The organism is Lentzea aerocolonigenes (genome assembly GCF_000955955.1).
Taxonomy (GTDB): domain Bacteria; phylum Actinomycetota; class Actinomycetes; order Mycobacteriales; family Pseudonocardiaceae; genus Lentzea; species Lentzea aerocolonigenes_A.
The window spans coordinates 57,222-81,225 of the sequence record NZ_JYJG01000045.1 but is presented as its reverse complement, the minus strand read 5'-3'; the positions used below and the strand labels follow the sequence as shown (position 1 = coordinate 81,225).

Annotated in this window: 18 protein-coding genes; 10 read left to right on the top strand and 8 right to left on the bottom strand. The window is 68.3% G+C overall.

From position 1 onward, the window contains the following. Positions 1-18: 18 nt before the first annotated feature. On the top strand, positions 19-534 hold the full coding sequence (locus UK23_RS08745; RefSeq protein WP_052684481.1) for an exonuclease domain-containing protein: 516 nt from the start codon (positions 19-21) through the stop codon (positions 532-534). Further along, positions 531-1,034, top strand: coding sequence for a DUF6998 domain-containing protein (locus UK23_RS08740; protein WP_045310885.1), 504 nt, complete (start codon positions 531-533; stop codon positions 1,032-1,034). The genes UK23_RS08745 and UK23_RS08740 overlap by 4 nt, the downstream gene beginning before the upstream one ends. Here UK23_RS08740 and UK23_RS08735 read toward each other — a convergent pair. From UK23_RS08735 to UK23_RS08715, 5 genes are all read right to left on the bottom strand, one after another. Beyond that, positions 1,018-4,800 (bottom strand): SbcC/MukB-like Walker B domain-containing protein, encoded by a 3,783-nt coding sequence (locus tag UK23_RS08735; RefSeq protein WP_045310884.1) that lies wholly within the window; start codon positions 4,798-4,800, stop codon positions 1,018-1,020. The two genes, UK23_RS08740 and UK23_RS08735, sit on opposite strands and share 17 nt — an antisense overlap. Beyond that, entirely contained in the window at positions 4,793-5,872 is a 1,080-nt protein-coding gene (locus UK23_RS08730; RefSeq protein WP_045310883.1) for a TIGR02678 family protein, read from the bottom strand. Before UK23_RS08730 ends, UK23_RS08735 begins: the two co-directional genes overlap by 8 nt. Beyond that, the gene (locus UK23_RS08725) at positions 5,869-7,257 is read right to left on the bottom strand and encodes a TIGR02677 family protein (protein WP_231114428.1); all 1,389 of its coding nucleotides are present in this window, start codon (positions 7,255-7,257) and stop codon (positions 5,869-5,871) included. The genes UK23_RS08730 and UK23_RS08725 overlap by 4 nt, the downstream gene beginning before the upstream one ends. Before the next feature lie 81 nt (positions 7,258-7,338). Then, positions 7,339-9,243, bottom strand: coding sequence for a DUF2075 domain-containing protein (locus tag UK23_RS08720; protein WP_231114427.1), 1,905 nt, complete (start codon positions 9,241-9,243; stop codon positions 7,339-7,341). A gap of 105 nt (positions 9,244-9,348) precedes the next feature. Next, entirely contained in the window at positions 9,349-11,208 is a 1,860-nt protein-coding gene (locus tag UK23_RS08715) for a DUF2075 domain-containing protein (protein WP_045310881.1), read from the bottom strand. 206 nt (positions 11,209-11,414) lie between these two features. Here UK23_RS08715 and UK23_RS08710 point away from each other — a divergent pair, with 206 nt between their 5' ends. From UK23_RS08710 to UK23_RS08685, 6 genes are all read left to right on the top strand, one after another. Then, a complete protein-coding gene (locus tag UK23_RS08710) occupies positions 11,415-12,026 on the top strand; it encodes a hypothetical protein (RefSeq protein ID WP_052684480.1) in 612 nt (203 codons plus the stop codon). 115 nt (positions 12,027-12,141) lie between these two features. Continuing rightward, the gene (locus tag UK23_RS08705; protein WP_045310879.1) at positions 12,142-13,461 is read left to right on the top strand and encodes a purine-cytosine permease family protein; all 1,320 of its coding nucleotides are present in this window, start codon (positions 12,142-12,144) and stop codon (positions 13,459-13,461) included. Positions 13,462-13,477: 16 nt separating this feature from the next. After that, complete coding sequence (locus tag UK23_RS08700; RefSeq protein ID WP_045310878.1) at positions 13,478-15,049, top strand: hydantoinase/oxoprolinase family protein; 1,572 nt, start codon at positions 13,478-13,480, stop codon at positions 15,047-15,049. Next, positions 15,042-16,100: a DUF917 domain-containing protein gene (locus UK23_RS08695; protein ID WP_045310877.1), complete on the top strand. Its 1,059-nt coding sequence runs from the start codon at positions 15,042-15,044 to the stop codon at positions 16,098-16,100. The genes UK23_RS08700 and UK23_RS08695 overlap by 8 nt, the downstream gene beginning before the upstream one ends. Positions 16,101-16,156: 56 nt before the next feature. After that, entirely contained in the window at positions 16,157-17,218 is a 1,062-nt protein-coding gene (locus UK23_RS08690) for a DUF917 domain-containing protein (protein WP_045310876.1), read from the top strand. Beyond that, positions 17,215-18,750 carry a helix-turn-helix domain-containing protein gene (locus tag UK23_RS08685; protein WP_045310875.1) on the top strand — a complete coding sequence of 512 codons (1,536 nt, stop codon included), beginning with the start codon at positions 17,215-17,217 and terminating at the stop codon, positions 18,748-18,750. Before UK23_RS08690 ends, UK23_RS08685 begins: the two co-directional genes overlap by 4 nt. Here the strand turns inward: UK23_RS08685 and UK23_RS08680 are convergent, their stop codons facing one another. Next, positions 18,751-19,536: a sensor histidine kinase gene (locus tag UK23_RS08680; protein WP_231114426.1), complete on the bottom strand. Its 786-nt coding sequence runs from the start codon at positions 19,534-19,536 to the stop codon at positions 18,751-18,753. A 238-nt stretch (positions 19,537-19,774) separates the two neighbouring features. Beyond that, positions 19,775-20,725, bottom strand: a complete 951-nt coding sequence (locus UK23_RS08675) for a hypothetical protein (RefSeq protein WP_045310874.1) — start codon at positions 20,723-20,725, stop codon at positions 19,775-19,777. Positions 20,726-20,851: 126 nt separating this feature from the next. On the opposite strand from UK23_RS08675, the gene UK23_RS08670 reads away from it, so the two are divergent. Both UK23_RS08670 and UK23_RS08665 read left to right on the top strand, forming a co-directional pair. Then, positions 20,852-21,982, top strand: coding sequence for an ROK family transcriptional regulator (locus UK23_RS08670; RefSeq protein WP_045310912.1), 1,131 nt, complete (start codon positions 20,852-20,854; stop codon positions 21,980-21,982). Between the two features lie 27 nt (positions 21,983-22,009). Next, on the top strand, positions 22,010-23,602 hold the full coding sequence (locus UK23_RS08665; protein WP_045310873.1) for an endo-1,4-beta-xylanase: 1,593 nt from the start codon (positions 22,010-22,012) through the stop codon (positions 23,600-23,602). On the opposite strand, the gene UK23_RS08660 is transcribed toward UK23_RS08665, so the two are convergent. Beyond that, a complete protein-coding gene (locus UK23_RS08660; protein ID WP_045310872.1) occupies positions 23,563-23,949 on the bottom strand; it encodes a nuclear transport factor 2 family protein in 387 nt (128 codons plus the stop codon). The genes UK23_RS08665 and UK23_RS08660 overlap by 40 nt on opposite strands. Positions 23,950-24,004 lie beyond the last annotated feature (55 nt).

Below are 24,004 nucleotides of genomic sequence, written 5' to 3'. Positions count from 1 at the left end.
CCGAACGACACCCCCGGCATGAGCAACGGCTACGCGGTCGTCGACGTCGAAACCACTGGGCTCGGTGATCATCACCGGGTCGTCGAGGTCGCGGTCGTCCACGTCGACCCGTCCGGGCGCCGGACCGACGAGTGGTGCTCGCTGGTCAACCCGCGTCGCGACCTCGGTGCCCGCCACGGCATCACCGCGGCGGACATCCAGCGGGCGCCTGACTTCGCCGGTGTCGCCGGCGAGCTCGCCGCCCGGCTGTCCGGCCGGGTGCTGGTCGCGCACAACCTGCCGTTCCACCTGGTCTTCCTGCGCGCCGAGTTCGCCCGGCTGGGACACGAGCTCCCGGCTTCGGGGGTGTGCACGATGGAACTCGGCGGCGGCGTCACGCGCGCGTACTCCGCGTTGCGCAACGCGCGGGCGTCCGCGGGCCTGTTGGTGTCGTGCCTGGACCGGGTCGGTGACGTTTCGCCAGTGCGGCTCGAAGTACCACGTCTGTTGCGCACCTACGCAGTGCAACGCAGTTCCACGGGAGGACGGGCGTGAACAACGTGCAGCGGGTGGCCGGGTTGATCCAGGAACGCAACCGCATCGACGCCGCGTTGTCGTCGTGCATCCGGCGCCCCGCGCTGCCGGGGCACCTCGGTGACTGGATCGCGGCGCAGGTCTTCGGGATCGAACTGGAGCAGCACGCGGCGAAGGGGGTCGACGGGCGGTTCGCGGACGGGCGGACCGTCAACATCCGGTGGTACCTGAAGCGCGACAACCTGCTCGACCTGCGGGAGGACGGGCCGGACCGCTACCTCGTGCTGACCGGGCCGAAGGTGGCCGCGGACGTGCGGCCGATGGTCGTGGACGCCGTGTACCTGTTCGATGCCGCGAGTGTGGTGGCTGAGCTACGGGCGCGTGGGCTGAAGATCGGTGTGGCGTCGAGTGTGCGCGCACATCTGTGGGAGGCCGCGGAGATCTATCCGCGGCACAACCCGGCGTTTCCTCTCGACGACGAGCAGCGGGAACTGCTGGCGTTGTTCAGTCATCGGCCTTGAGGCTGTGGCCGTCCCAGGTGAAGCGAACGGTCGTCACGGCGTCGTCGCCGTCGGTTCCGGTGGTGAGCTGGTGGATGGCGATGCCGGTCAGCTCGCGGTAGTCGCACCACTCGTGGTCCGAGGTGAGCACGAGGTCCAGGTCGAACGCGACGAGCAGTTCCAGGAGCTGGCCGCGGTTGGTCGCGTCGACGCCCACGAACACCTCGTCCAGCAGGATCAGCCGAGGTGAGTGCGGCGTGGCGTGGTAGTGCGCTGCTGCTGCGGCGAACAACGGCAGGTGCAGCACGATGGCCTTCTCACCGCCGGACAACGCGCCGTGCACGCGTTTGGTGACGGGGACCCAGCCGTCGCCGCGGTCCACCTTCACGACGAACTGGTGCCACGTCGTGTAGTCGAGCACCTGGGCGAGTTGTTGTTCCCAGCCCGTTGCCGTGTCGTGTGCGCGTGCTTCCTCTACGCGCTCGCGGAAGAACTGGTGCAGCACAGTGCGTTCCGCGTCGTCCAGGTCGGAGCGCAGCAGTAGGTCGCGGGCCTCGCGGGTGCCTGGCGGGAGTTGGGGATCGACCTGCCAGTCGAGTTGCACGCGGATGTTGGACGCGGTTTGGACGCGCTCCAAGCGTTGGTTCATCGTGTCGACGAGCTCGGAGGCGCCCTGGATGCGCTGGGCGATGTGCCTTCGGGTGTCGCCGGTGAGGGTCTGGTCGAAGAGGTCGCGCTCGGCGTCGGTGATGTGTGTGCGCATGCGGTCGCGTTCGGCCTGCAGCGCTTCCAACAGCGCGTGGGCGCCCATGCGCGCGCCGTCCAGCGTTGCGCTGAGGAGGGTGACGTTGTCGTCGGGGTCGAGTGACAGGTCGATGCGGCCCGCGAGTTTTTGCTGGGCCTCGTGCACGGCCAGACCGAGGCGGGACTCGGCGTCCCGGATCAGCCTGGTGTCGACCGGACCGTCGGGCAGGTCGCCTGCGTCGGCGGGCAGGTGGCTGTTGCTCAGGTGGCGGTGGCGTTCTTCCGCTGTTTCCCTGACCGCTGCGGCCTCGGCGGCACGTGCGGTGTCGACCTTGCGCTTCTCTTCCAACGTACCGAGGGTGCGCGCCAGCGAGGTTTGCTTGTCCTGCAACGTCTCGCGCTGCTCGGCCAGTTCGAGTGCCTTGGTGCGCAACGAGATGAGCTGCTGGTCGAGGGCGTGGAACTCGGAACCGGCGGAACGTTCGACGGTTTCCAGGGTGATGGCGACGTCGGCCGCCTCCTGCTGACGGGCGGAGGCGGCTTCCTCGGCTTCGTCCGCCAGCGCACTGCTCACCGAGGAGCGGTTCATCGCTTCGACGGCGAGCGCTTCGGCCGCTTGAGCGTCGTGGCGGTCGTCCAGCCAGCGGTGGCCCGCGGTGCTGAACGCGGCGACGGCGTCCAGGTTCACCGGGACGTCGCTGCCTGCCATGCGGAGCGTCTCGGCTACCAGTGCGTCCACTTCGGACACTCGGCGGGCTGCGGCGGCGACGGCGTCTTTTCGCGCCGCACAACGCAACTGCGCCTTGGTGCGCTGTTCCTCGGCGATCTCCAGCGGGTCGGTCGATGGCTGCCTGGCCAGCTCACCGGCGAGGGTCGCACGGCGGACGGCGATCTGCGACAGCGCGGCGTCCACTCCGGAGAGATCGGTGGCGAGCTGCTCGATCAGGCCGGTGAGCTCGGCGATTCGGCCTGCCCGCGCGCGTTTGCGTGAGTCGGCGCCGATGTAGGTGGGGGAGGGCTTGGTCCACCGGCCGTGCGCGTTCGCGAGGCGCCACGTGCCGTCGGCGCCGATCGCTGCCGTGTGGCCCGTGGCGGTCTCACCGAACGCGATGCCTTCCAAGAACCGGTAGGCGCGGTCGTCGTCCGTGATGAGCACTTCGAGCAACGTGCGGCCGGGTGCGGGGCCGGCGAGCAGTGGTTCGGCGAAGCGGTCCTGGTCGGAGAGGCCGAACGAGTTGCCCGGTGTGAGCCACGCGTCGAGCAGTCCTGACGCTTCGAGGGCGGCTTCGACGGCGGTGCACACGTCGGGTGGTGTTCCGGGGCGGAAGTTCACCAGGCGCCACAAAGGAGCGCCCACGGCCGATGAGCGGTAGTTGGCGTCACGGGTGTACGGCGCCGGTGGTGGGACATCGACCTGGTTGGCGAGCTTCTCGCGGATGGAGTTGTACTGCGAGAGTTGGCCGTTGAGCGCGGTGCGCGTCTCGTGGAGCCTTGCCTCGATCGCCGCGAACTCCTCGCGGGCGAGAGCTGCGGCTTCGACGACCTCACCGTGTTCGGAAACGTGCAGCTCAGCACAGCCGTGCGCCCACGTCTCGAAGTCGGCACCGAACTTCGCAAACGCTTGCTCGAACGCTTGCTGCGCGGCCGTTTCCGCGTCCGTGGCGAGGTCGAGTTCCTCACGGGTCTCGTCGAGCCGTAGGCGTGCCGCGTCTCGTGCGTCGACTGCCCTCTCGTGGAGTGCCACGGCTCGCAGGACAGCGTTGATCTCGGCCGTGCGCGAGTCCACGGCGGCGCTGAGCAGCTGACGGCCTGTTCGCGCGTCTGTTCCTTCTTCGATCTCCTCGAACACCGACGGCATGCCTGCCCGTTCGGCGGCCTCGCGGGCTTCGTGCGTCGAGTGCCGCACCTCATCAGCGCGTGCGGCGGCGTCGGCCTTGGTCTGCGCGGCTTGTTCTTCGTCCGCAACGGCGCGCGCACGCAGTTTCGCGGCGTGCGCGGCGGCTTCCGCGGCCCGGTGAACAGCAGCGGAATGCTGCTGCCGCAACAGGTCGAGCTGCTTGCCTTCCTGGTAGGCGGGCAGGTCGGAGATCCCGGCGATCTCGGCGTCGACCGCGCTCGCCTCTCGTCCCAGCGCCGCGAGCTGCTCGAAAGCCTCGTCGGTCAGCGTGACCTGGCGCTGGTATCGCCGTTCGCTCATGCGGGCGGCGCGCGTGAGGTCTTCCAGTTGCTCGGTCGACGACGACAACGCCCATGCCGATGCACCGAGCACACGTTGCGCATAGGTGCGTTGGACGTCCGCGAGCCGTTCGGCGGTGGCGATCTCCTCGTCGAGCCGGTGCAGCTCCTCGCGTTGCCGGTCGAGCCGTTCGAAACCCTCGGCGATCTCGGTGAGGTCCGACTGGTCCAGCGGCGGAAGTGCCTTGGAAAGCAACGACGACAGCACGCTCGGGTCGAGCCGTTCGGACAGCTTCGGCGTGCGCAGCTGCAACAGTGCGGTGATCAGGGAGTCGTACCGTTGTTCGCTCACGCCGGGGAACAACGTCGTCCGCACCGTGTGGCGGTAGTCGGCCGGTGAGGCGTGCACAACGCCGTGCTCACCGATCGCCGCAGTGAGGTCGGTCTTGGTCAACGGGCGACCGGCCTCGTTGACGAGCTGCAGATCCCCGATGCGTTGCGTGGTGGTGAAGTACGTGGCCGTGACGTTGGACGTGTTCGTGGTGGCCTGAAGCCTTGCGCCACAGGTGAACCACTCGTCGTCGTGCTCGAACTCCAGCCACACGTAGCCGACGCGGGTGCTGCCCTGGTTGCCCTCGCCCATGAGGTTCCAGTGCATGGTGCGGTCCGCGCTGCCGAACGTCGACAGGCGGTGCGGGCGCAGGTTCGCGTCGAAGAGGTACGGCAGCAGCAGCTCGAGGGCCTTCGACTTGCCGGTGCCGTTCGGGCCTCTGAGCAGCAGTCTTCCCTGGTGGAACGTGAAGATCTCGTCGTAGTAGCGCCAGACGTTGATGATCCCGGCGCGGCTGGGTTGCCACCGGTCAGTCATGCAGCTCCTCGTACCTGGCCGCGGCGGGCAGCCTGCGAACGGTGCCGTTCTCCGTGCGCGCGAGCCCGAACGCCTCGAGCAGCGCGAGCCCGTCGTTTGCAAGCCTGCTCGCGCCGCCGTCCGACTGGTAGGCCTTGGCCCAGTTGCGGAACCTGGTGAGCAGTTCGCGTGCTTCTTCGACCAGGTCCTCTGTTCGTGTGGGACCTTGTGCCAACCGGTCGAGCAACAACAATGCGGCGACCTTCGCGTGGCTGTCGTCGTCCGGGAACCTGGTGTCCGTGGCGATCGCGTCGGCGTCGACCACGAGATAGCCCTCGGCGCGCTCCTCCAGCGTGCAGCCGGCCAGTCCGACGCCGGTCTGGACGATCTTGCGTCCGGTGGGGCTCGTCAGGAACGCTCGCTGACTCTCGGTCAGATCTTCCTTGTACACCACGGGATCGTCGATGAGCCTGCGCATGGTGGAGTGCCGTTGGTGGAGGCTGCGGTGCGCTTGGTCGTACCGTGACTCTTTGGTGAGATCCTCGATCGTGTCCACTGTGGAGGGTGGATTCGGCGCCGCCAGCAGGCGGGTGATCACGACCGGGTCGCTGCGGAGCTCGGTCTCGTCGCTCTCGAGCGCGCCCTGCTGTTGCAGGTAGTTCAGCACGTCGGCGAACGCGGAGCGGTCCGAGCGCTTTGCGGGGTCGAACGGCGGGAGGTTTTCCAGCGTGGCCGCTTGTTGAACGCTCTTGGCCAATGCGTCGATGGTTGTTGTTGCGGCGGTGAGCAACTCCGCGCACGTGAGGCACAGCAGGATGTAGCGCCGGCGGTCGAAGTCCGGTGCGGGCCTGGTGCGATCGGGGTTCTGCGTCGTCTTGAACAGGCGCGCGTACCCGGCGCGCGGTTCGACCGTGACGCGCCAGCCGCAGTAGTAGTCGAACCACTTCACGATCGGTTCGCGCCTTCTGCGGATGAGGTCGAACCCGTCGGGATCGTTCGCGGCCGACAGCAGAGGACGGGCGAGCAGCAGCCGGATGCCACGCGCCACCTCCTCGCTCTCCAGCCGGGCGAGCTGGTTCCCCGTCCTGCTCATCGGCTCTGTACGTCGATCACGTAGTCGGGTCCGCTCAGCGTGCCCTTCTGGGTGGTGATCGTGGCCCAGCCGCGGGCGTTGCGCAGGTTGATCTGCATCCGCCCGTCGGTCGTGCCGGCCACGCGCGTGCCCGTGCTGTCCGGATCGCTGCCGAGCGCCCGCCCGACCAGGTCGATCAGCCGGTGGAAGGTGTCGTGGTCGAGGCTGGTCAGTGTGGAGATCCGGACCGGGCCGTCGGTCTGGATCTGCCGCCACGCGTGCTCGAGCTCGGCGCGTTCCTTCTCGGCCTGCTCGCGGCGGTTGCGGCGGATGTGTTCGACGTCGCGGATCTTGCCCGTGCTCCCGATGTGCTCCTGCTTGCCCGTCGTCCGGAGCTGCGGCGAGACCTCGACCGGCGGTGTGTTGGCCCACGGCTCACCGCTCGGGATCAGCTCCCCGTCGGCGTGCGCGAGGTGGGCGTGCCTTGCGGGCCACAGCCCGAAGGCCGCGTTGAACAGCTCGTGCGCCTCGTCCTCGGTGCTCTTGGCGAACCAGTGCGCCAACGCCTTGAAGTCGGCCGCGGTGTTCGTCGGTCGCTTTTTCTGTTCACTGATCCGGTCGAGGACTCGGAGGAGCTGGACTATCGCCTTGCGCGCCACGTCCTGCAGCTCGTCGGCCTTGGACGGCGTGTCGTGGAACCAGGCCTTGAGGTTGAGCCACCGCTCGGTTCGCTGCCGCAGCCAGTCTTCGTCCTGGAAGAGGCCCGCGCCTTCTTTCGCCTGCTCGTGGACGTTCGTGGGGATCTTGCCGATGGCGTCGCGGATCCGGTGCTTGCGCGCGTCCAGGCCCGCGATGAAGTCCTTGAGATACGTGATCGTGGTGCGCTTGACGTCCTGGAACGTGGCGAGGTCGTGCTCCTCCTTGAGCAGCCGCTGCAGGTCCGCGTTGAACCGCGCGGTGTTGGTCTGCAGCGTTTCGACGTGGCCTTCGAGCTCCATCAACGCCGCGAACGCCCTTTTTGTTGGCGTTTGGAGCTCGGTGAGGCGGTCCGCGATGGCGTCGAGTACTGCCGTTTGCAACGCCCCGCTGCTGGTCAGGGTTTGTATCGCGTGCTGAACGCCTGCGTATGCCGCCTCACCGTGCTTGGTGAGTCCGTACCGGTGCTGAGTGCTCTCGACCAGGCCCCACTGCCGTAGCGCACTGAGAGATTTCGTCAGCTCCTCGTCCGTCACCTGCTCGGCCCAGCCGACGTCTTTCAGTCGTAGCTGCACGTCGTCGAGGGCCAGCGACGTCTCCAGGCGCTCGTTCGCCAGGCCGAAAGCGCGCAAAACCGCAGTGTGCAGCTCCGCGCCCTCGGCCGTGGTGAAGCGGAACAGGTCCGCCGGCACCCTGTGAGACTTCGTCACGTGGCCCACCGTAGCTGGTCGCTGTAGCTCGTTCGGGTGACACGGCGAGCGGCCGATCTTCGTAACGAGTTCCGGTACGGATCAACCGGACATCGCGCGCAGGTGCTCCTGGGTCTCGGGGTCTTCGGAGAAGACGCAGACCCCGCGCATGCCTCGCGTCAGCAGAACTTTGTACGTGTTGCGGACCAGTCGGGCGAAGTGGAGGTCGTCGGCCTTCTTCACAGCGGGGTCGTGCGAGTGCTGCCGCTGCGGTTCCCAGTGGTCGTCGCGCCAGACGAAGTCGTTCCCGAAGATCACACCGGCCCAGTCGTACTCGAACCCCTGGGCCGTGTAGATGCAGCCGACCTGGCCGAAGCCGCGCTCGTCGCTCGCCCAGAAATGCGAGGCGGGCACGTCGGGGACCCGCTGCTCCGGCTTCGCGTTCCACGGCCGGTGCCAGTCGCCGATCCGCACGTCCGGCACCAGCACCTTCACGCCGTCCTCGGTGACCGGATCGCTCCACCGCCAGCAGTACCCTGCCGCGACGCGCGCGGTGCCGCCGTCCCTGGCCTGCCGGTCGAGCAGCCACGACTCCATCTCACGCGGCGACTCCGCACTGCGCACCACGAACTCGTCGTCAGTGCCCGCCACCAGCGTCGACCAGCGGGTAGGTGCTCCCTTGACCCCCAGCAACCTGGCGACCCACGCGTCGAAGAGCTCCGACCCGCCGCACCGGAACTGGCCGTCGAGCTTCACCACCTCGACCTCGCAGCCCGCTGACGTCGCCGCCGCCTCGATCTCCAGCAGCGAGCCCATCTCGCCGGGGCGCACCGTCTGGTTCTCGTCGAGCAGGAACACCGGCACCCTGGCCGCGTCGATCAGCTCCTCGATCTGCCTGCGGGCCTTGTCCCTGACCTCCCGCTTCGTGTAGCGGTTGAGGCTGGTCTCCCGGACGCGGTGGGCCTCGTCGCAGATCAGCACGTCGAGGTCGAGCGGTTCCACGTCGATGAAGTTGTTGAAGTACTTGAACATCGTCTGCACCCGCCGGTTGCGGCTGCCGGCGTGCTTGCGCATGGTGCTGGTGAACGACGACGAGCCGGTCGCGTGCAGCACCTCCCTGCCCTGCCGCGCGAGCTCGCCGAGGAGGCTCAGCGCGATCACGCTCTTGCCGGATCCAGGGCCGCCCAGCACGATCACCACGGTCTGCTTGCGCGACGAGCGCGCCTTCTCCACCGCTCTGCGAACCAGGCTGTACGCCACCTGCTGCTCGTCCAGGAGCACGAACTGTTCGCGTTCCTGGATCTCCTTGGCCGCCACGGTGAGCAGCGGTTTGGACGGCGCGTGACGCATGCCGAGGAACTCGTCGGCGGCGTCGCGGGCACCGTCACGCGTCCCTGCGTCGGTGTCGAGCAACGCGCGCAGGCGGTTGATCAGCTCACCCTTGTTGTCCAGCGTGTAGAGCTCACCGAACTCGTCGACGCCGTAGCGCGTGATGTTCCAGGGTCCGACCTTCCTGGCGTTGTGCAGATAAGCCACTCCGTGCACCGAATCCGGCTGGGCGGCGAGGGCGGGTGTCGAGTCCACGAGGTACTCGCAGTACCGCCGGACCTGTTCGAGCGGATGCAGCACGGGCTGGGAATAGAACTCGACCTTGACCAGGTCGTCGCCGTACGGCTCGGCCTTCGACCACTGCTTCAGCTCGACGACCACGTAGGACGGCCGTCCGTGCCGGGGGTTCCGCCCGCAGAGCACCACGTCGAGGCGTTTCGGACTGTGCGGCAACTTGTGCTCCAGCAGCACTTCGACGTGGCCGAGACCGGCGTCGACGAGATCGCCGAGGAACACCGGCAGGCTGTTCTGCCAGGACCGCACCTCGCCGTCGCTCACCCCCGACTCGAACTGGAACCGGGCCTTCTCCTCGAGGGTTTTGTGCAGCCGATTGGCCAAGGCCTCGGCCAGCAACGACTCGGCGCTCTGACGGACGAGAGCCACAGATTGTTCCCCCACCTAGGCATGCTTGATCCACATGCGGGTGGGGGCAGCGACGAGGTGCGGTGCACGCTCGGTGCCCGTCGGGCCGCGAACTCCGAGGTTAGCTGATCTCCAGGCCGCTCAGCCGACCATCACCCGCAGGTGTTCCTGCGTCTTCTCGTCCACCGAGAACATCGTCACTCCGCGCATGCCTCGGGTCAGCAGCACTCGATAGGCATTGCGCACGAGCGGGTGGAACTGGCTTCCGGCATCCCTGACACCCGGATCGAAGGAGTGCTCCGGCTGGGCGACCCACCTGTCGTCGCGCCACACCAGATCCGGGCCGAAGATCACTCCCGCCCAGTCGTACTCGAAGCCCTGCGCCGTGTAGATGCAGCCGATCTGGGAGACGCCTCTGGGATCGGTGGCCCAGTAGTCGTGGTGCGGGCCGTGTTTGCTGGCTTCCTGGTAGTTCCAGTACCTGCCCCACCCGCCGATTCTGATGTCCTCGTATCTGGCACGTCGGCCTTTCGGCCAGGGCCAGCAGAAGCCGGCGGTCAACCGTCCCGTGTCATCAGGACGTTTGCGTGCCTTGATCCAGTTCTGCATCTCGAACGGGTCGTTGGCCACGTGCACCTGGAACTGGTCGGCCGAGGCCAGGCTGGACCACTTCACGGGCGGCTCGTCCGCGATCCCGAGCAGGCAGTCGACCCATCGGTCGTAGGCGTCGGAACCACCGCACCGGAACTGCCCGCGCAGATGGATCACTTCTGGCTGGCAGTCGAGCCGGCGGGCGATCCTGCTGATCTCCTCGACGGAACCGACCTCGAACTTCCTGACTCGTTGGTTCTCGTCGAGGAGGAACACCGGCACACGCGCCGCGGAGATCAGCTCTTTGATCTGCGACTCACCGGCTTGCCGTGCCTGCGGATACGAGCCGGATGGTGTGCTCGCTTCTCTCAGCCGCTGGGCCTCGTCGCTGATGACGAGATCCAGTCCGTGCAGGCGATCGGACCCGAAGTCGTTGTTGTACTTGAACATTTCCCCGACACGTTCGTCGTCCGGATCCACGTACCGCCGCATTGTCTTGGTGAACGACTTGGAACCGGTCGAGTGGTAGCCGTCCATGCCGAGCGCGTCGAGACGGCCGAGCAGCGACAGCGCGATGGCGCTCTTGCCAGAGCCAGGTCCTCCGACGACGATGAACACCTTTTTCCGGCTGCCCTCGAACGCTTTCACCAGTGCGTCCTCGACCATCTCGTAGGCCGCTCGTTGCTGGTCCACCAACGGCAGCAGCTCACGCTTGGAGATGGAGTCGCGGGCGATCTCGAGCAGCCGGGCGGACGGCCGCGCCGGGTAGCCGAGGAGCCTCCTGGTCGCGGCCAGGTTCTCCTCGCGTGTCCGACCCGCGTCGAGCAGGTCGTTCAGCCGCCGGACGAGCTCGCCTCGATCGTCCAATGTGTACATCCGGCCCCAGTGATCTTCCGGGGCCTGGCCGAGCAGTTCCTGGACTTTCCCGCGACGGGCGTTGTGCAGGTAGGCCAACCCGCTGACCAGTTCCTTTTCTTCGGCCAGCGCCGGAACCGCGCGGTGCATGTAATGGCAGTAGCCACGCACCTGGGCCGCTGGGTGCTGCCGTAGCTGGTCGTGTTCTCTCAGCCGAACCAGCCCGCCCTCGACCGTGTGCACAGTGCTCCACTGCTTGAGTTCCACGAGCACGAACGAGGGCCGGCCCGAGCGGGGACTGTGCCCGCAGACGACGGCGTCGACTCGGAGTGACGAGCGGGGCAGCGCGTGTTCGAGCAGCACCTCGCAGTCGTCCAAGCCGGCTTCGTGCAGGACGGTCAGCAGCGCCTTGAGGCTGTGCAGCCACGAGTCGCGCTCGCTGTCCCCTGCTTTGCGGAAGTGCTTGCTGCGGTAAGCCTTGGCAAGGCGCAGATGCAGCTTCTCCTCGAGTGATTCCTCCAACAGGCTGGCGACATCGCCCTGCACGAGTGGCACTTGACCCCCGATTGCTCGCTCAACGTGACCCCCATCACCCGATCAGGTTATACCCAAACGAGTGGCGGGTTGTCTGCATTGCGCGAACGACTCGGTGTCGGCTCTCGACCTCGATGGGGTGATCCGTGTGGTGGCGTGGATCAAGGAACGGGCTGGGTTGCGCCGATCGGGCTAACCTGCCGCGCGTGCGGACGAGGCTGACCCCCATGCAGCAGGCGGTGGTGGATGCCGGGCGTCCGTTGCCGCAGCTGACTGATCCGCTCGAAGTCGAGTTGCAGGTCAGTGCGTTCGTGGGGCCGTTCGCGGACAACGAGGCGTTGTGGGAGGCGGTCGTCCAGCACCTCAAGGAGGTGCCGAGCCGGCGATCCGCTGCCCTCCTCACCGCGCTGGCGCACCTCCTCCCCGGACGGCCCGGGCAATGGGCGGAACAGGCGGCCCAGGAGCAGCCGGAGCCGCCGTGGGACCTCGGCAAGCTCGAGTTCCGGGAGTGCTGGATCGGGGACCGGTCGCTCGACGCCGGATATCTGGCACTGCTGTGCAGTTATGCGTATGAGGACGAGCCGCACGCCATGGTTTTCATGATCGATGAAATCAGTGGGAGCTTGACGCGGCATGCGTTCATCACACGTCGCGTCGACGAAGCACTCGAGCGGCTCAAGCAGCAGGTGCGGTTGGAGTTGATCTCTGCGGAGGCGGCTCATTGGCTGCTCAGCCGCAGCTACGACCGGTTTGAACGGCGGCCTGGGCTCGGGGTGAGCGTTGATGTGCATCAGACGCGGCTGGTGGCGCGGCGTCGGATCAGGCTGGCGATGAATTAAGAGCCTGTGCGAATCGCAACGTGATGATTCGTCCGACAGTGCACATTGTCTGTAGCTCGATGGTGAGACGGCGATTACTGTCCGACTTGTCGATCACAGGGCGGAGGGACGAGTTGTGGCCGCTCTTCTCGGGCATGACGACCAGGCCCTCAGCCGTGTCCCTGACCAGGCGCGGCACCCGTGGTTGTCAGTCGCGACCCAGCGCTTCGGGCAGACGACCGCGCTGAGCCAGTTGCTGCTGGGCGCGACACTCGGCTTCGGGATGTCGTTCTGGGACGCGTTCGCGGCGCTCACGATCGGGGCCCTGGTGCTCAACGCGATCGCGGTCGCGGTCGGGGTGATCGGGCAGCGCGAAGGTCTGTCGACGGCGATCCTGACCAGGTGGACCGGGTTCGGGCACGCCGGTAGTGCGATGCTCGGGCTGATCATCGCGCTGAGCTGCACCGGGTGGTTCGGGGTGCAGACCGGGCTCGCGGGCGCCACGCTCGCCGGAGCCGTGGGGGTGTTGCCGACGCCTGTGTGGTCGTTGCTCTTCGGCATCGCGGTCACGGTCATCGCGGCCTACGGGGTGCGGTGGATGGCGTGGACGGCCTACGTGGCGGTGCCGGCGTTCCTGCTGCTGCTCGGGTGGCTCGTGCTGACGAAGGTCGACGACCTGCCGAAGGCGCTCAGCAGCGAGGTGCCGGGGACACCCATTGGCATGATGACCGCGGTGACGCTGGTGACCGGCAGTTTCATCGTCGGGGCCGCGATCGCGCCGGACATGACGCGCTTCAACCGCAACGAGTGGGACGTGGCGAAGCAGACGATCCTCGGCATCACGCTCGGGGAGTGGGTCATCAGCCTGGCCGGCGTGGTCATCGCGCACGGGCTCGGCACCACGGACATCATGGGCGTCATCGGCTCGTCGAGCGGCTGGATCGGGGCGCTGATCGTCGTCACGGCCGTGCTGAAGATCAACGACTGGAACCTCTACTCGGCGTCGCTGGGGCTGGTGAACTTCTTCGACGCCGTGTTCGCGGTGCGGATCAGCCGGGCGCAGGTCACGGTCATGGTCGGGTGCGCGGGCAGTTTCCTCGCCGCGGCCGGGATCGTGCACCAGTTCAGCCACTTCCTGGTGCTGCTGGGCGTGGTGTTCCCGCCCGTCACCGGCATCATGATCGCCGAGTACTACGTCGTGCGGCGCTGGCGCAACGAGATCATCTCCACCCGGCCGCACGTGCCGAGGTCGGCTCCGAGCTGGGTGCCCGCGACCGTGGTCATCTGGCCTGCCGCCGCGATCCTCGGTGAGCTGCTGCCGTTCGGGCAGTCCAGTGTGAACTCCCTCGTGCTCGCGTTCGCCCTCTACGTCTCAGCCGGCAGATTGGACCTGCTCCGCATGAGGACGCGCAGGGCCACCAACCGTAAGGTGGTCGGGGAAGCGTCGGCCGCCTGAGGGGTGGTTCAGCGAAATGCACATCGGTATCGACGTCGGCGGCACGAACACCGATGCCGTTCTCGTTGAAGGACGGCGTGTCCTCGCCGAGTGCAAGACGACGACCACGGCGGATGTGACGACCGGGATCGTCAACGCGCTCAACGGTCTGCAGGCGGCCCAGAACTTCGAACCCGCGGCGGTCAATGCCGTCATGATCGGCACGACGCACTTCGTCAACGCCGTCGTCGAGGGTCGAGGGCTCGCGCAGACCGCGGCGGTGCGGCTCGGACTTCCCGCCACCAAAGCACTTCCGCCGTTCGTCGACTGGCCGCAGCGGCTGCGTCAGGTCATCGGCGGGCACTCGTACCTCTGCCACGGCGGGTACGAGTACGACGGCCGGGTCATCTCGCCGCTCGACGAGGACGAGCTGCGCGGCGTCGCCACGGACATCGCGGCCAAGGGCGTGCGGTCGGTCGCCATCTCGTCGGTGTTCTCGCTGGTCAACGGCGACCTGGAGCGCCGGGCCGCCGAGATCCTGACCGCCGAGGTGCCGGACCTGCTCGTCAGCTTTTCCCACGAGATCGGGCGGCTCGGCCTGCTGGAGCGGGAGAACGCGACGATCATCAACGCCGCGCTGCGGGAGCTCGCCGAGCAGATCGCCGACGGGCTCACGGAATCCCTGACGGCACAAGGCATCGACGCCCCTCTGTACCTGAGCCAGAACGACGGCACGTTGATGGACCTGGAGTACGCGCGCTGCTACCCGGTCGCCACGTTCTCCTCAGGGCCCACGAACTCCATGCGCGGCGGGGCGTTCCTGTCCGGACTGGACGAGTGCGCGGTGATCGACGTCGGTGGCACCACGACCGACGTCGGCATGCTGCACAACGGTTTTCCGCGCGAAGCCTCGTCCGAGGTGATGATCAGCGGAGTGCGCACCAACTTCCGGATGCCCGACGTGCTGTCCATCGGCCTGGGCGGCGGAAGTGTTGTGCGAGAACAGAAAGAAGGCATCTCGGTCGGCCCGGACAGCGTCGGCTACCGGCTCGCTCAGCAGTCACTCGTCTTCGGTGGCGACACGCTCACCGCGACGGACATCGCGGTCGCGGCGGGTCTCGCCGAGATCGGCGACCCCGGGCTCGTCAAGAACCTCGACCGGAAACTCGTCGACGCGGTGCTCGACCACGTCTGCGAGCAGATCGCCACGCAGGTCGACCGCATGCGCACGAGCCCCGCGCCGTTGCCCGTCGTGCTGGTCGGCGGCGGCAGCGTGCTCGTGCCGGACGAGGTGGAGGGCGTCAGCGAGCTGATCAGGCCAGAGCACCACGCGTTCGCCAACGCCATCGGCGCCGCGATCGCGCAGGTCGGTGGCGAGGTCGACCGGGTCTTCACGATCGACCCGAACCGGCGGGACGAGGTGCTCGACTCGGCTCGCCAGGAGGCCGTGGACAAGGCCGTCGCGGCGGGCGCGAGGGCCGACAGCGTGCGGATCGTCGAGGTCGAGGAGATCCCGTTGGCGTACCTGCCGGGCAACGCGAGCAGGGTGCGCGCGAGAGCCGTGGGCGATCTTGTACTGGAGGACGCCCCGAGGAGGGCGCGTGCGTGAGATCGGAGCGGACGAGCTGAGGCACATCGCCCGTGGCGCCGCGATCCTGGGCACGGGCGGTGGCGGCGATCCGTACATCGGCAGGCTCGTCGCGGAACAGGCCGTGCTGGAGTACGGACCTGTGCTCGTGGCCGAGCTCCACGAGGTACCGGACGACGCTCTGGTCGCGGGAATCGGCATGATCGGCGCGCCGACCGTGATGATCGAGAAGCTGCCCGCCGGCGAGGAAGCCGTCACGGCTTTCCTCACCCTGCAACGGGAGATCGGCCGCCCGATCACGCACGTGCTGCCCATCGAGGTCGGCGGGATGAACTCGCTCGCGCCGTTCCCGGTGGCCGCGTCGCTCGGCCTGCCGGTGCTCGACGCGGACTGCATGGGCCGCGCGTTCCCGATGGTGCAGATGGTCGTCTGCACGCTCGACGGCGTGCTGGCCAGGCCGCTCGCGGTCGCGGACGAGAAGGGCAACTCGATCGTGCTCGACGTCCACGACAACCACTGGGCGGAACGGCTCGCGCGCTCGGCGACGATCGGCATGGGCTGCACCGCGTTGATGAGCAGCTTTCCCATGTCCGGCAAGCAGGCGCGCGACATCACGATCCCCGGCACGCTCACGCTGGCGGCGAAACTCGGCCGGCTCGTCGAACGGGTCCGGCAGCAGCACGTCGACCCGTGCCAGGCCATCGCGTCGTTCCTCGGCGGCGAGGTGCTGTTCACCGGCAAGGTCGTGGACGTCATGCGCGCCAACGATCCCGGGTTCGCCAAGGGGGAGGCGCGCCTCGAGGGCGACGGGGCGAGCTGCCGTCTCGAGTTCCAGAACGAGCACCTCGTCGCGTCGCGGGACGGCGAGGTCGTCGCCTCGGTGCCGGACCTGATCTGCGTGCTCGACGCCGAGGGTGAACCCGTGCCGGCCGAGCGGTTGCGGTACGGGCAGCGGGTCGCGGTCCTCGGTGCGCCCTGCCACCCGCGCTGGCGGACGCCAGAAGGCCTTGCCCTGGTCGGGCCGTCGGCGTTCGGCTACTCGCACGCATACTCTCCGCTAGGGGGCCAGTAGACCCGCCGGTACCAAGTGCTTCTCGCGCGAGCACCGGCGGCACTACTGTCTCGCGCATGCACCTGCTCCAGCCTGACGAGGTGGACCAGCTCGCCCTGGGCGTGGTCATGCTCGGCAGCGGCGGCGGTGGTGGCGAGCACGAGACGCACGCGTTCGCGGCGATGCTCAGGCAAGAAATGCGACAAAGCGGACCTGTCACCGTTCTTTCGCCGGCAGAGGCCGACCCGGACGGGCACGGTGCACGGGTCGGACTGATCGGCGCGCCGACCGTGATGATCGAGAAGCTGCCGTCCGGCCAGGAGGCGGAGGACGCGCTGAAGGCGTTGCAGGCGCACGATTCCACGACCGCGACGGCGGTGATCGGGTGGGAGGTCGGCGGGTGCAACGGGTTGCTGCCGCTGATCCTCGCGGCCCGGCTGGGGCTGCCGTACGTCGACGTGGACGGGATGGGGAGAGCGTTCCCACGGATCGACCAGACGACCTACGACGCGGCCGGGCTGCCCACGACCCCGTTGGCCATCACCGAACCCAGCGGAAACCGGGCGGTCCTCGACGCGACCGGCATCGAGAAGCTCGCGCGCACGGTGATGGTCGACTTCGGCGGCTGGGCGATGATGGTCGCAAAACCGCTGAAGCTCGCAGACGCGCTCGAAGCGGGCATAACGGGCTCGCTGCAGCGCGCGCTGGAGCTCGGTGAGATCTGGTCGCAGCAAACGCTTTCAGTGGACGAACGCGCGAAGGCGTCCGGCGGTTTCCTCGTGGCGCGGGGAAAAGTCGTCGAAGTCTGGCGGGAGTCCGTCGGGGACTTTCCTCGTGGAACGGTGGCGCTGCGCCGCCTGGACGCCGACGATGCGTATGTGCGCGTGGAGATGCAGGGTGAGTACCTCGTCGCACTGGCGGACGGTGAACCGCTCGTGACGACCCCTGATCTGCTGTGCTGCCTGGACGCGGAGTCGGGCAAACCGGTGTCGACCGAGCGGCTCAGGTTCGGTGCGGTGGTGGATGTGGTCGCGCTCCCATCGCCACCGCAATGGGTTCGGGAACCGATGCTCGGGCGAGTCGACCCGCGGGCGTTCGGCTATGACCTCGACTACCTGCCGTTCCGGGACGTCACGTGATCGACGACGCCGACTCGCTGACCGTGCGCGATCTGCTGGAGATCGGCGTGCTCGGTGAGGCGTGCCTGCTCGCGGGCGGACGCGGGATCGACACCGAGGTCGCGGACGTGCGGCTGGCGGCGGACATGACGGCCGTCGAGGCGTGCTCTGCGGGCGACCTGGTGATCCTCACTGGACACCAGCCGTACCTCGTCGAGGTGGCGCTGCGCCGTGCCTACAGCGCCGACGTGCGGGCCGTCGTGCTGGTGCGCCCGTCGACCGGCACCTACCAGCCTCCTTCCACCGCAACGATTTCGTTCGCCAACCGGCTCGGTGTGCCGCTGCTGCAGACCAAGGCGGAGGACCCGCTGCTGGTCGCCGACTCGTTGCGCACGGCCGTCCGCCGTCCCGAGGTCGCCGCCGCGAGGCTGCTCAACGCCGTCACCGCACGGCTGGGGCGCAGCAAGCCGGACCCGCGGTCGGTCATCACGATCCTGTCCGGCGAGCTGCACGTGACGTGCGCGGTGATGAGCGCGGACGGCACGGCGATCGAGGGCGTCTCGCCGCCGGGCCTGCCACCGGACCTGCTGGTCGGCTCGATCGCCACCACCGTCGAGCTGCCGGAGGGCGTCGCGGTGGCCGTCCCGGTCGAGACCGACCGGACCGGGCACGTGCACCTGTGGCTCGTCGCGCACACCCGCGGCCGCAACAAGCGCTGGGCCGAGACCGTCCAGCAGATCAGCCAGGTCGCGTCGTGGGCGCTCGGCAACTGGGTCGCCGCCGAACGCCTCGAAACCGAGCGCCGGGCCCGTTCCCGCGGCTCGCTGCTGTCCGAGCTGCTCGCCGCGGGCGACGACGTGCCGCCGCAGCTGGTGCAGCAGGCCGTGCTCGCCGGGTGGCGCCTCGACGGCTGGCACACGGGCATCTTCGCCACGCCGAACCCGCCGACACCCGGCATCCTCGACGTCGCCCACACCGAACGCCTGCGCGTCGAGCTCTCCCGGCGCGGCCTGCACGGCCAGCTGGTCGAGGGTGCGGAGGGCTGGTCGTTCTGGATCACCAACGACGCCGAACCGCCGACGTCGCAGCACCGAGAGCTGACCGCGAAGCTCACCCAGGCCCTCGGCCCCTGCACGCTCGTCGCCGGTGTCGGGCGGCCGCATCCCGGGGCGTCCGGGGTGGGGCGGACGCTCGCGGAGGCACGGGAGGCGGCGGCGATGACCGGGGCCGCGAAGGTCGTGCACATCGACGAGCTGGGCGTGCGGCGGTTGCTGTCGATGGCCGCGGAGACGCCGGCGCTGGTGGAGCAGGCGACGCGGTTGCTGGAACCGCTGGCGGGCGTGGAGGACGGGCAGCTGCTGCGCACTCTCGCCATCTACCTGGACGAGGAGTCGGTGACGTCCACGGCGGCGGTACGGCTCAAGGTGCACCGCAACACGGTGGCGCAGCGGATCAACCGGGCCGAGCAGCTGCTCGGGGTCAGCCTGCTGAACCCGGACGAGCGGCTCGCCGTCCACCTCGCCTGCCGGGCCGTCCGCGCGTCGGACGAGTGATCAGGTCGGCACGAACGCCGGCAGCACCGCGTCCACTTGGAAGCCTCCGTCGTCCGTCGGGCCCGCGGTGAGGGTGCCGCCGACCATCTCCACGCGGCCGCGCAGGCCCGACAAGCCTGATCCCGGTCCAGCGCGGGTGTCCGGTGCGGACGACGGGGCGGTGTTGCGGATGACGGCACGGACGCTGCTCGGTCCACAGTGGATGGTGATTTCGGTGTGCGCGCCGGGGGCGTGCTTGTGCACGTTGGTCAGGGATTCCTGCACCACGCGGTACATCGTGCGGCGCACCGCGGGGGAGATGATGTCCGCGTCGCCGTGCTCGGTGAGGGTCACCTCGAGACCGGTCGCGGCGGAGTCGGCCACCAGGTTGGCCAGGCGGTCGGGCAGGACGTCCGGGATGCGGGTGCGGCCGTTGCGCAGGACGCCGACGAGGTCGCGCAGCTCGGCCAGCGCCTGACAGCCCGCGCTGCGCAGCTCCTCGGCGGACTTGCGCACGTCGTCGTCCTTCGCGGACACCTTCAACGCCCCGGCCTGCAGGATCATCAGGTTCAGGCGGTGGGTGACGACGTCGTGCATCTCGGCGGCGAGCCTCGTGCGCTCGTCGGCGCGGGCCTGTTCGGTGCGCAGCTCGTGCACGGCCCGTTCCATGCGCTGGGCGAGCCTGCGCCGGATGAACAGGTATGCGACGGCGAACCCGGCGATCAAGAGGAAAGCGATTACCGCATCGGAGATGTCCAGCGCTGCCGTGGGCAACGCTGGAGCGAGGTCTCCCGCTGCCCGCTTCACGCGCGTGACGATACTGCCGGGTAGGTGTCCACGATCACCTACGGGAGCAGGGCGCACACCCTACTTTCGCAGGTGGCGGGCACCGGTGGATCCGCCTGCCGGACACGTGCGTCCGTTCGCCGCGTCAGTTCCCGCGAAAGAGTGCCGTCCACAGGAACGACTTGCCGAAAGCCGCGGATTCCGAGGGTTGCTCGGTCATCCGGCGCAGTTCGAGCTCGGGGAGGCCTTCAGGCTACCTTCACAGGCCACCTTCCGAGAGGCGTTTGCGGTAGCCGCGCGCACCCTCGGAGCCGACGTTCTCGTGGAAGTCGGGACCGCTCGGGCTGGTCTGCACGTGGTAGTAGACCGCGCCCCACAGGCTGCCCGCGACCGAGTCGTCGAAGTGGATGAAGTTCCCGTACTTGTAGCCCTTGTCGTACGGGGTGAGCGCGGTCGTCCTGATCGAGTACTCGGTGGCGATCACGGGCTTGCCGGGCCACTTGGAAGCGCAGCGCGACAGGGTTTCCGCGTAGGTGAGCTCGTTCCACTCACCCTGGCGGCCGAAGCTGCCGTCGTCGGGGTTGCTGTAGAAGTGCACGCCCACGAAGTCGCACTTCTTGATGGCGTTGACGAAGTTCGGGTTGCCGTACCACGTGTCGGGGTTCGTGGTCTTGTTCGGCGACAACGCCGTGCCGCAGATCTTGGCGCCGGGGAAGGTCTCCCGGATGCGGTCGATCGTGACGCTCAGGTTGTAGCCGTAGGTCCACGGGTCGGTGACGCGGATGTTCGGCTCGTTGCCCAGCTCGATGATGCACTTGTCGGCGCCCGAGCGGAGGCTCTTGTACTCGAAGAAGCGGGAGTCGCGGATCTCGGCGACCGCGCGGTTCGGGTCGATCACGTTGTCGGTGTCGCCGGTGACCGTGCGCACGATGAGGAAGTTCGTTGCGCCGCACGCGGTCCAGACGTGATCTTTGTAGTTCCACCACGGACCGGGCATTCCCCAGCCGGTGACGACCTTGGCGAGGTTGGCCGACTGGTTGTTGATCGCGTCGATCCACGTCTGGTAGCCGTCGGTCAGCAACGGGCCGTGCGCCCGGTAGTGCGGGACAGCCAGCGCCCGGCCCGGCAGCGACGCCATGCCCGCCGCCGCGATGGCGCCCGCCGCCAGCTTGCCCACCGCTCGGCGGCTGTACTGCTTCTCGCCGGACATCGGCGGTCTCCCTTCGTCGAGGAACACCGACAGGCAACAGCGCCGGGGTATGAGACCCGGTATGCGAGCGGTATGTGAACGAGTGGGGCTAGACACCAGTAACGTCTCGTTACTAGTTTGGGCGCCATGACAGGAGCCGTGACGGGCGCACACGTACGGGAGACCAACCTGCAGGTCGTCTACCGGGCGATCCGGCAGTCGCACCCGGTCACCCGCGCGCAACTCGCGCGGTACCTCGGGATGTCCAAGCCGACCGCGAACCGGGCGATCGACGACCTGCTCGGCGCCGGGCTCGTCGAGGAGGTGCCCAGGCCGGAGAACGCGGCGGGGTACGACGCCGTCTACTTCGGGCCGCGGGCGGAGGCGGCCACCGTACTCGCGCTGGACCTCGGCAGCCGGTTCCTCCGCGCGTGCGTCGCGGACCTCGACGGGACCGTGCTCGCGCGGCTCGACCAGCCTGTGAGCAGCAACGATCCCGAACACGTGCTTCAGGTGGCGACGGCTGTCAGGGATGAGCTCGTCGCCGCCGCCGGGGCCGCACCCGAGATCGCCACGATCGGTATCGGCGGCGTGATCGACCCGCGCACCGGGATCGTCCACGACGCCAACCAGGACGCGCTGGAGGGCTTCGCGGCTCGGGCGGAGCTCTCCGCCGTGCTGGACCTGCCGGTCATCGCCGAGAACGACATCAACCTCGCCGCCGTCGGCGAGGGCTGGCGCGGGGTCGGGGCCGGCGTGCGGAACTTCGCGTTCCTCTCGATCGGCAGCGGTGTCGGCGCCGGGCTGGTGCTCGGCGGCGAGCTGCACCGGGGCGTCAACGGGGCCGCTGGCGAGATCGACCACGTACCGGAGGGGCAGCGGTTCCGCTCCGACAGCCCGGCCGCGGACGCGTTCCTCGCGCACGTCTGGCAGCACTCCGACTTCGTCACGACGGAGGAAGTCGTCGTCGCGGCGCGGCAAGGCGACGAATGCGCGCTGCACCTCATCGTGTGGGAGGCGGCGCGGATCGCCGAACACGCCGCCAGGATCACGTCGGTCGTCGACCTTTCGCTGATCGTTCTGGGTGGCGGTATCGGGTTGAACGGCGACCTGCTCGCCGAACCCGTGCGCGCCACCTTGTCCGGCCTGTCCGCCTACCCGCCCGCTGTGGAGACCTCGCAGCTCGGAGAGGCCGCCATCCTCACCGGTGCCGTCGCCACCGGACTGAACTCCGTGCTCGCAGATCTCGTCACCACCAGGGTTTCCGCCGCCAGCTGAGTTGCCACCACCATCAGGAGAGGCTCGATGCTGCGCATTTTCGCTGCTCTCTTACTCGCGGCTGGGACACCACCGGCCGCGCACGCCCCGCTCGACCTGCTCGCGGGCCAGGACTGGTCGCACTTCGCGGGCGCCACGCAGACCGCGGACGGCGTGCAGATCAGGCCGCTGGACCGGTGGATCGTCGCCACGGAAGGCCAGCGGTCCCAACCGAACCCGCCGGTCAACCTGCTCGGTCCGCGACTCGTCGTCAACGGCACGTTCCAGGTCGACGCGACCATGTCCGGTTCCGGATACCTGCAGCTCTACGGTTCACCGCCGATCATCTACGACGAGTGGCGGCAGGAACCGCCGAGCGTGCGCGTCGGCGTGATCGACGGGAAGCTGGACGTCGCCGTGTGGAACGGCAAGGCCGACAAACCCGTGCAGGCCAAGAAGTTCGGCTCTGGACTGTCCGGAGACGTGGCGGTGCGGGTGAAGCGTTCCGGCTCGACCTTCGAGTTCTCCGCAGGTGGCCGGCAGCTCGGCACTCTGGCTGATCCGGGTGTGTTCTCGTCGGGTCATGTGTGGTTCGGCGCGGACGGGGCGTGGAAGCTCAAGTCGCTGACGGCCACTGGTGCCACCGGGATCCGCAAGGCGCCGGAGTGGAAGCAGAAGACCGTGTCAGGCTCGTTGCGGTCACGGGCGGAAGCGTTGCCGCGCAAGGTGGGCGTGGGCAGCGCGCTCGCGGTCGCGCCGCTGGTGGCCGATGACCAGTACCGGGCGACGGCGGGCGAGCAGTTCAACCTGATCACGCCCGAGAACGACATGAAGCCCCAGTTCGTGCAGCCCACGCGCGGGGTGTTCGCGTTCGAGGAAGCCGACGCGATCGTGGACTTCGCCCGCGCCAACAACATCGCGGTGCACGCGCACACGCTGGTGTGGTTCGAGGCGCTGCCGACGTGGATGAGGTCCGCCTCGGACAAGAAAACCGTGATGACAGACCACATCAAGGCCGTCGCCGGGCACTTCAAGGGTCGCGTGACGGAGTGGGACGTCGTCAACGAACCCATGAACGAGGACAACTCCGATGGACTGGAACACAATCTTTGGTATCAGGCCATGGGAGCCGACTACATCGCCCAGGCCTTCCGCGCCGCCCGAGCCGTGGATCCATCCGCCGTGCTGTATCTCAACGAGTACGGCGCCGAAGCGGAGGGACCGCGCTGGAAGGCTTTGTACGCCCTGGTGAAGAAGCTCAAGCAGGACGGCGTGCCGATCGACGGCGTCGGCCTGCAGAGCCACGAGTACGAGGCGGGCGACCGGGTGCCGGCCGAGACGTTCCGCAAGCACGTGCGTGCACTGGCCGACCTCGGGCTGAAGGTTCGAGTGTCCGAAATGGACGTTGTGACGTCGGACCAGGCGTTGCAGGCCAAGCAGTTCGGCGAGCGCCTCGCGGTGTGCCGGCAGGAGTCGAACTGCACGGGGTTCACCTCGTGGGGCTTCACCGACCGGTACGGCTCGACCGCCACGACCAACCGTTACCCGGCGCTACCGGGCAACGCGCTGCCGTGGACGTCGTCGATCACGCCGAAGAAGGCTCACACCGCGATGGTCGACGCGTTGCGGAACGGTTCGTAGCAGTCGAAGGTCTCGATCGAGCTGATCAGCCCGTCGCGCATCTCGGCGAACTGCGCGATGTGCGCGACGAGCTGGTCACCGTTCCTCAACACGCCGGTCCAGGTCAGGCGGACGATCACGGTGTCGCCGCAGTGCGAGGTCGAGTGCACGTCGTACTTCTGGCTGGACAACAACTCCGTGCCCTTTCGCGAGGCCGTGAGCATGTCGTCGAGCGGCGTTTGCGCACCGCTCGGCTTGATCAGGTTCGGGTGCTCGACGGTCACCGCGTCGGAGGTGAAGAAACGGCGCAGTTCGTCACCGTGTTGTCCGGCTTCGAGTGCTCGGTGCAACGCGTGAATGGTCTCCATATGCACAACCATAGTTGTACAACTGCGGTTGTCAATGTGAGGATGCGGGTGTGGA

Coding starts and splice junctions, on each gene's coding strand:
- UK23_RS08700 (WP_045310878.1), top strand. CDS start 13,478: ATGCACATCGGTATCGACGTCGGCGGCACGAACACCGATGCCGTTCTC.
- UK23_RS08670 (WP_045310912.1), top strand. CDS start 20,852: ATGACAGGAGCCGTGACGGGCGCACACGTACGGGAGACCAACCTGCAG.
- UK23_RS08690 (WP_045310876.1), top strand. CDS start 16,157: ATGCACCTGCTCCAGCCTGACGAGGTGGACCAGCTCGCCCTGGGCGTG.
- UK23_RS08745 (WP_052684481.1), top strand. CDS start 19: ATGAGCAACGGCTACGCGGTCGTCGACGTCGAAACCACTGGGCTCGGT.
- UK23_RS08730 (WP_045310883.1), bottom strand. CDS start 5,872: ATGAGCAGGACGGGGAACCAGCTCGCCCGGCTGGAGAGCGAGGAGGTG.
- UK23_RS08660 (WP_045310872.1), bottom strand. CDS start 23,949: ATGGAGACCATTCACGCGTTGCACCGAGCACTCGAAGCCGGACAACAC.
- UK23_RS08710 (WP_052684480.1), top strand. CDS start 11,415: ATGCAGCAGGCGGTGGTGGATGCCGGGCGTCCGTTGCCGCAGCTGACT.
- UK23_RS08665 (WP_045310873.1), top strand. CDS start 22,010: ATGCTGCGCATTTTCGCTGCTCTCTTACTCGCGGCTGGGACACCACCG.
- UK23_RS08735 (WP_045310884.1), bottom strand. CDS start 4,800: ATGACTGACCGGTGGCAACCCAGCCGCGCCGGGATCATCAACGTCTGG.
- UK23_RS08675 (WP_045310874.1), bottom strand. CDS start 20,725: ATGTCCGGCGAGAAGCAGTACAGCCGCCGAGCGGTGGGCAAGCTGGCG.